Consider the following 6,440-nt stretch of genomic DNA (forward strand, 5'->3'; position numbering starts at 1 on the left):
ACTCCCCCGAGTACCTCGCAGTACCCATGAGGACATCCTCTCCACGGACCCCAAGATCCGCTTCTCAGAAGTGTCCACTGTTCGAGGTGAAGCCCCAAGGCCGGGTAGTTAGCGTTTTCGCAGGTCACGCAAGCCAGTTGAAGGATTTCTGACGCAGGACAACGGAGCTCGTTGGTACAGGCAGTCGACCAAGACAGCTTGTATCCGAGGAGCTCCGTTGCCTTCGCATTGTGTCGTGCCGCCCGCACTGACGACCATCACCCGTACGGTCACGGTGGCCGGGGGCCGGTTCGCGCCGGGACATCTGGGAGAGCTGACGGCGGTCGTGCCGTTCGAGCTCGTGGACGCGGTCCTTGCGGAGACGAGGACGGTACAGCGGCGGCTGCGTGATCTGCCATCGCGGGTCGGTGTCTACTTCCTCCTGGCGATGTGCCTGTTCCCCGAGGTCGGCTATCGCCTCGTCTGGGACAAGCTGACCACGGGTCTGTCCGGGATGCCCGTGGTCTGTCCGTCGGCGAAGGCATTGCGTGACCTGCGCCGGCGGATCGGCAGCGCGCCGGTGCGGGCGTTGTTCGAGGTGCGGGCCGGATTGCTGGCCCGGCCGACGACGCCAGGGGTGCGTTTCGGTGCGTACCGGATGGTGTCGTTCGACGGCTGCAGTTCGCTGAGGGTTCCCGATTCCGAGCGGAACCGTGCCTGGCTGGGGAGGACTTCGCATCATGGCTATCCGACGCTTGAGTTGATGACGCTGATCGAGACCGGCACCCGGGCCCTGGTCGGCGCCGTGTTCGGTCCCACCGCCGAGGGCGAGACGAGCTACGCTCGCCGGCTGCTGCATCTGCTGCGGCCGGACATGCTGGTGCTGTGGGACAAGGGATTCGACAGCAACGCCTTCCTCGCGGCGGTCACCGACACCGGCGCCCAGGTCCTGGGACGGCTCCGCAGCAACCGGCGCATGCCGGTCCTCACCCGCCTCGTCGACGGCTCCTACCTGTCGGTGATCGGCACCGTGAAAGTGCGGGTCATCGACGCACAGATCGCTGTGACCTGCGCGGACGGCACGTCCTTCACCGGGTCCTACCGACTGGTCACCACCTTGACCGACGCCCGCCGTTACCCGGCCACCGCGCTGGTGGGTCTCTATCACCAGCGGTGGGAACACGAATCGGCGTACTACGCACTCCGCCACACGATCATGAGCGGGCGCAACCTGCGCTCGGGCGACCCGGCAGGCATCGAGCAGGAGATGTGGTCCCTGCTCACGCTCTACCAGGCCCTACGCACCGTGATGGTCGACGCCGCCGAGTCCCTCCCCGGCACCGACCCGGACCGCTGCTGTTTCAGCATCGCCCTCCAAACCGCCCGCGACCAGGTGATCCGGGCCGCCGGCATTGTCACCGCGGGCGCGAAGCCGGACACTCCTCTCGGGATGATCGGCCGCCGGATCCTGACCGGCCTGCTTCCGCCCCGGCGGCAACGGGTCAGCACCCGCAAGGTCAAGTCACCAATGTCTCGCTACAGCGAGCGCCACGCCGACGGCCGGCCCGATACCAGCCGCTCTGTTACCCGCCTCGACGTCACCGTCCTCGAACCCGTGGACCAGTCACCCACGCTGCCCACGGCCTCCCGGGACGACCGGCACGCCGCCCCAGCCGCGCGGCGCCGACACCGCATCCTGGCCCTGCTCCAGGAAGACCCCACGCGTCTCTGGCAGCCCCGTGAAATCGCCGCTCACTTCGGCGACGTCACCCTGGAAACCATGTACAGACAACTGAACCGGTGGGCCGCCAGCGGCCTCATCCACAAGCTTGGCCCCGGCCTCTACGCCGCAACACTATGGTCCCCAGCCCCACTTGCGTGACCTGCGAAAACGCTAACTACCCGGCCTTGGGTGAAGCCCACTCGCGGCAGTCTCCCGAGCGCACCCTCACCTGCTGGTCGTTCGACGACGCAGGCGATACGACCGGTCAGCGCTCAGCGGGCTCCCACCACACCAGATTGGCGGCCGCCTGAGCCACCGGCTCGATGATCTCCCAGCCCTCGGCGATCAGCCCATCGTCGATCCGCCAGATATCGACGACCGCGATCTCCGGCCCGGCATCGGGGAGCTGTCGCCGCGAGTGCATCACGACGTGATCACCCTCGGCCAGCAGGTGGTGGACATCGACCCGCATATCGGCGAGCGGCGGGAGCGCCGCGTGTACGGCGGCGAGCCATTCCGACTTGGTCGAGGAGGTCGAGTCCGGCCTGTGATGGACGAAGTCATCGCTCAGCAACGGTTCGAGCGCGTCGACGCTGCCCGTCTCGATCAGTTCCGCCAGTGCCTGCCCAACGATGCTCTTGTTGTCTGTAGTCATGGACGCAGTGTTTCCGTGGTCGTAACGGTTGTCGATGAAGTCGGATTTCATGGCGTACGGCTCTACGATGAGTACTGTCGATGACCATGCATACCACCGGGGAGCTATTGCGGCAGTGGCGGCATCGCCGACGACTCAGCCAACTCGATCTTGCGATCGCAGCCGACGTCTCGGCTCGTCACGTCAGCCTGGTCGAGACGGGTAAGTCCAACCCGAGCGCCGACATGGTCCTCCGGCTCGCGGACCAGCTCGATGTGCCATTGCGTGATCGCAACCGGCTGTTGCTCGCGGCCGGCTTCGCACCCCGGTACGCCGAGCGGCCACTCGATGACGACGCGCTGTCGGCGGCCCGGGACGCGGTCGAGAGGGTGCTCCGCGCGCATGAGCCGTACCCGGCGTTGGCCTTCGATCGCCGGTGGAACATCGTGATGACCAATCGCGCGGTCGAGCCGTTCTTCGCGGACGTCGACCCCGACCTGCTACGGCCGCCGATCAACTTGGTGCGGCTGGGACTGGACCCGCGCGGGTTCGCTCCTCTGGTCGTCAACCTGGCCGACGTGCGTGCGGTGTTCCGCTCCCGAATCACGCGTCAGCTCGCCATTGCTCCCGACGCCGAACTCACTGCGCTCTATGAGGAACTGCTGGAGCCCAACTCCGAGAACGCGTCGAGCCGATCTGTCGAATCCGATGTTGTGATCCCGATGATCCTTCGTCTCCACGGACGAGAGGTGCGGCTGTTCTCGACCATCACCACGTTCGGTACCCCCATGGACATCACACTGGACGAGGTCGCGATCGAGTCGTACTACCCCGCGGACACGGAGAGCGCCGCGTACTTCGAGGAGCCCGACGGGATCAAGCCCTTGCCTAGCATGCGGCAGCACCGCACTACAGCCCACCCGTCACGGAACGTCACAGATCACCGGTTCTGACACAGCTTCTAAACTTGTTCTTTATCTACCAAGATCGGCCTGGCTTGCCGATGGCCTTGAGGGTCTCGGGGCGTTTGACGGTCTTGCCGACGTCGTAGCGGGGTGCCCGGTGTTTGTTCTTGGCGCCGGGTGTCCGTCCGGGGCCTGCGCCTCTGGGTTTGGGAACACGGGTCGGGCAGGCGAGGTGGGCGCGGATGTTCCTGAACCCCCGTCGGCCCCGGGCCGGGTGAGCCGGTCGGAGCGTGTGGGTTTCTCCCAGGGCCGGCGGAGGTCTTCGGCGAGGGGCCGCGCGAGCCGGAGCTGGGTGTGGGCGACGATCAGGATCCAGGTCCAGCGGTCCGCGGCCTCGGGAGTACGGAGTTTCGGGGTGGTCCAGCCGAGGGTCTGTTTCGCGAAGCGGAAGGTGTGCTCCAGGTCGAAGCGGCGGAGAAACGCCTGCCAGTGCTTCCACGGAAGCCCCCTCCGTCTGCCGGATCGATCACCGCCGACCCTGCCACGGGGGGTGACGCCGTGGCAGCGAGATGATCAGCCAGCCGCTACGAGGGCTTGAACGAAAGTCCGTTTCAGCAGCTCAGAGGGTACGGCGAGATGGCTCCCGAAACGCTGTACCCCAAGTCCGGGAAGCCGGCCATTTGCTCGGCGCTTCGACCGGCACGAGACGGTAGTACGTCGCCGACGGCCACCAGGGCGCGGGCGGTGTCGGTCGCCGCGCGGGTCCGGCGCTCTGGTTCGGGCAGCACGGCCGGCACCAGGCCGGCGGCGTACGCCAGGGCGCGGTCGACGTCGCCGAGCTCTCGGTGGATCCCGACCCTCGATGCCCGGAGTACGGCTATTTTCAGCCATACCTCTATAACGTCCCTGCACGGAAAGGTACTTCCGTACAGGGGCATGCACCTGACATCTTGCATCCACCACTCGTTTCGTACGGCCCGGCCGGTGCCCTCAGCACGGCCGGGCCGTCTCCGGAGGACGCATTGATACCCCACATATCCAGCCGCTCTAGACGCACGCTGGTGCTGGCGGCCACGCTCGGTGCCGCCCTCGCGTTCGGCGCCCCGGGAGCCCTCGCGGGCACGCTCCCCGTCGTCCCCTCCACCGCGCCGGCCGCCAAGGCCCACGCTCCTGCCGCCGTGCCGGCATCCCAGAGTGCGACCTGGGTGGCCGGGACTCGTGCCTACCTCGTGATTACCGCCCCTGGTGACAGTTCGGCGGTCCGCTCGGCGATCACGGCCAACGGCGGCACCGTCTTCTCGAACTTCGACGCCATCGGCGTGATCGTCGCCCACTCGGCGTCCAGCGGATTCGCCGCCACCATGCGCGAAGTCGCCGGCGTGCAGCACGTCGGCGCCACGCGTACCTCGGACGTCCCGGCCGACGCCTACAACCCGGCACTCCCGGCCAATCCGGCCCAGGCCTCGACCCCGGCCGGAGAACCGGTCCGGGCCGACATGAGCCAGATCAAGGCCGACCAGGCCTGGGCCGTGAACCCAGGCTCCGCCTCCGTCACGGTCGGCATCCTGGACACCGGTGTGGACGACCAGCACCAGGACCTGGCGCCCAACTTCGACGCGGCCGACTCGGTCTCCTGCGCCTACGGCAAGCCCGACACCCGTGCCGGCGCGTGGCGGGACGTCGACACACACGGCACCCACGTAGCGGGCACCATCGCCGCGGCCAAGAACGGCAAGGGCGTCGTCGGCGTGGCACCCGGGGTGAAGATCGCCGCGGTCCGGGTCGCCGAGCCGGGCAACTCCTTCTTCTTCGCCGAGAACACCATCTGCGGCTTCGTCTGGGCCGGTGACCACGGCTTCAAGGTCACCAATAACAGCTATTACACGGACCCGTGGCAGTTCAACTGCCCGGACAACATCGACCAGGCCGCCATCATCGAGGGCGTCAAGCGCGCCCAGGAGTACGCCGAGAGCAAGGGCTCCCTCCAGATCGCCGCCGCGGGCAACGAGAACTACGACCTCGCCCACAAGACGACCGACTCCGCGAGCCCGAACGACTCGACGCCGGTCACCCGCACCATCACCAACGCCTGCCTCGACATCCCGACCGAGCTGCCGGGCGTGGTCACGGTCGCGGCCAACGGCACTGGCGTCACCAAGGCCTCGTTCTCCAACTACGGTCAGGGCGTCATCGACGTCGCAGCGCCGGGCAGCAACGTGTACTCCACCGTCCCCGGCGGCGGCTACGGCAGCAAGAGCGGCACCTCGATGGCCACCCCGCACGTGGCTGGCGTGGCGGCCCTCATCGCCAGCGCCAACCCGGGCATCACCCCGGCGCAGCTCCGCGCCAAGCTGGCCGAGCAGGCCAACGACATCGCCTGCCCCTCGGACAGCCGCTGCACGGGCACGACGGCCAACAACTCGTTCTTCGGCGAAGGACAGGTCGACGCCCTCAAGGCCGTCGGGACCACCCCGCCGACCGGCAAGTACTTCGAGAACCTCGCGGACTTCGCCATCAACGACAACGCGACCGTGGAGAGCCCGATCGCCGTAACCGGTGTGACCGGCAACGCCCCGGCCACCCTCAAGGTGGGTGTGGACATCAAGCACACCTACATCGGTGACCTGAAAGTCGACCTGGTGGCGCCGGACGGCACCGTCTACACGCTGCACAACCACGCCGGTGGCAGCGCCGACAACATCGCCCAGACCTACACCGTGAACGCCTCCTCGGAGGTCGCGAACGGCACCTGGAAGCTGCGCGTCAACGACAACGCCGCCTCCGACACAGGCAAGATCGACGCCTGGAACCTGACCTTCTAGCGCAGGGCCGGGCAACGCCCGCGTACAGCACGCACAGCGCCGCGACAGCTCCCCGCCCGCGGCCGCGGACAAGGCGGGCTGCGGTCTGTTCGGCCAGGGCTGCGAACTGCTGGGCGGGCAGAGGGCATATGGGCCCCGGCGGCGGTGTACGCCGCGGTTGGGGCCACCATGCCGGAGGCGTCCAGGAAGGCCGCGGACGGCCTGGAGCCGGTGTCCATCTCACCGTGCGCCTCCCTGACGAACTGCAGGGCTGTGTCGGGGGGGGGGGGGGGGGGGGGGGGGGGGGGGGGGGGGGCGCGCCCCCCCCGCCCCCCGCCCCCGGGGGGGGGGGGGGGGGCCGGGGGGGGGGGGCGGGGGGGGGGGGGTGGGGGGGGAGG

General features: G+C 68.4%; 4 protein-coding genes and 1 pseudogene. 3 read left to right on the forward strand and 2 right to left on the reverse strand.

Annotated features, from left to right (window positions below; translation table 11 throughout):
* Nucleotides 1–235 precede the first annotated feature (235 nt).
* Complete coding sequence (locus tag ACIBTS_RS48945) at nt 236–1,861, forward strand: IS4 family transposase (protein ID WP_399328434.1); 1,626 nt, start codon at nt 236–238, stop codon at nt 1,859–1,861.
* 106 nt (nt 1,862–1,967) lie between these two features.
* Here the strand turns inward: ACIBTS_RS48945 and ACIBTS_RS48950 are convergent, their stop codons facing one another.
* Nucleotides 1,968–2,408 (reverse strand): nuclear transport factor 2 family protein, encoded by a 441-nt coding sequence (locus ACIBTS_RS48950; RefSeq protein WP_399328428.1) that lies wholly within the window; start codon nt 2,406–2,408, stop codon nt 1,968–1,970.
* Nucleotides 2,409–2,443: 35 nt separating this feature from the next.
* Here ACIBTS_RS48950 and ACIBTS_RS48955 point away from each other — a divergent pair, with 35 nt between their 5' ends.
* Nucleotides 2,444–3,289: a helix-turn-helix domain-containing protein gene (locus tag ACIBTS_RS48955; RefSeq protein ID WP_399328430.1), complete on the forward strand. Its 846-nt coding sequence runs from the start codon at nt 2,444–2,446 to the stop codon at nt 3,287–3,289.
* A 25-nt stretch (nt 3,290–3,314) separates the two neighbouring features.
* On the opposite strand, the pseudogene ACIBTS_RS48960 reads toward ACIBTS_RS48955, so the two are convergent.
* Nucleotides 3,315–3,730 (reverse strand): annotated as a pseudogene (locus tag ACIBTS_RS48960) (transposase); the annotation flags it as partial.
* Between the two features lie 572 nt (nt 3,731–4,302).
* On the opposite strand from ACIBTS_RS48960, the gene ACIBTS_RS48965 reads away from it, so the two are divergent.
* Nucleotides 4,303–6,063, forward strand: coding sequence for a S8 family peptidase (locus ACIBTS_RS48965; protein WP_399328432.1), 1,761 nt, complete (start codon nt 4,303–4,305; stop codon nt 6,061–6,063).
* Nucleotides 6,064–6,440 lie beyond the last annotated feature (377 nt).

The sequence above is a fragment of the Streptomyces sp. NPDC050121 genome, from assembly GCF_044460385.1.
Taxonomy (GTDB): domain Bacteria; phylum Actinomycetota; class Actinomycetes; order Streptomycetales; family Streptomycetaceae; genus Streptomyces; species Streptomyces soliscabiei.

Coding starts and splice junctions, on each gene's coding strand:
- ACIBTS_RS48955 (WP_399328430.1), top strand. CDS start 2,444: ATGCATACCACCGGGGAGCTATTGCGGCAGTGGCGGCATCGCCGACGA.
- ACIBTS_RS48950 (WP_399328428.1), bottom strand. CDS start 2,408: ATGAAATCCGACTTCATCGACAACCGTTACGACCACGGAAACACTGCG.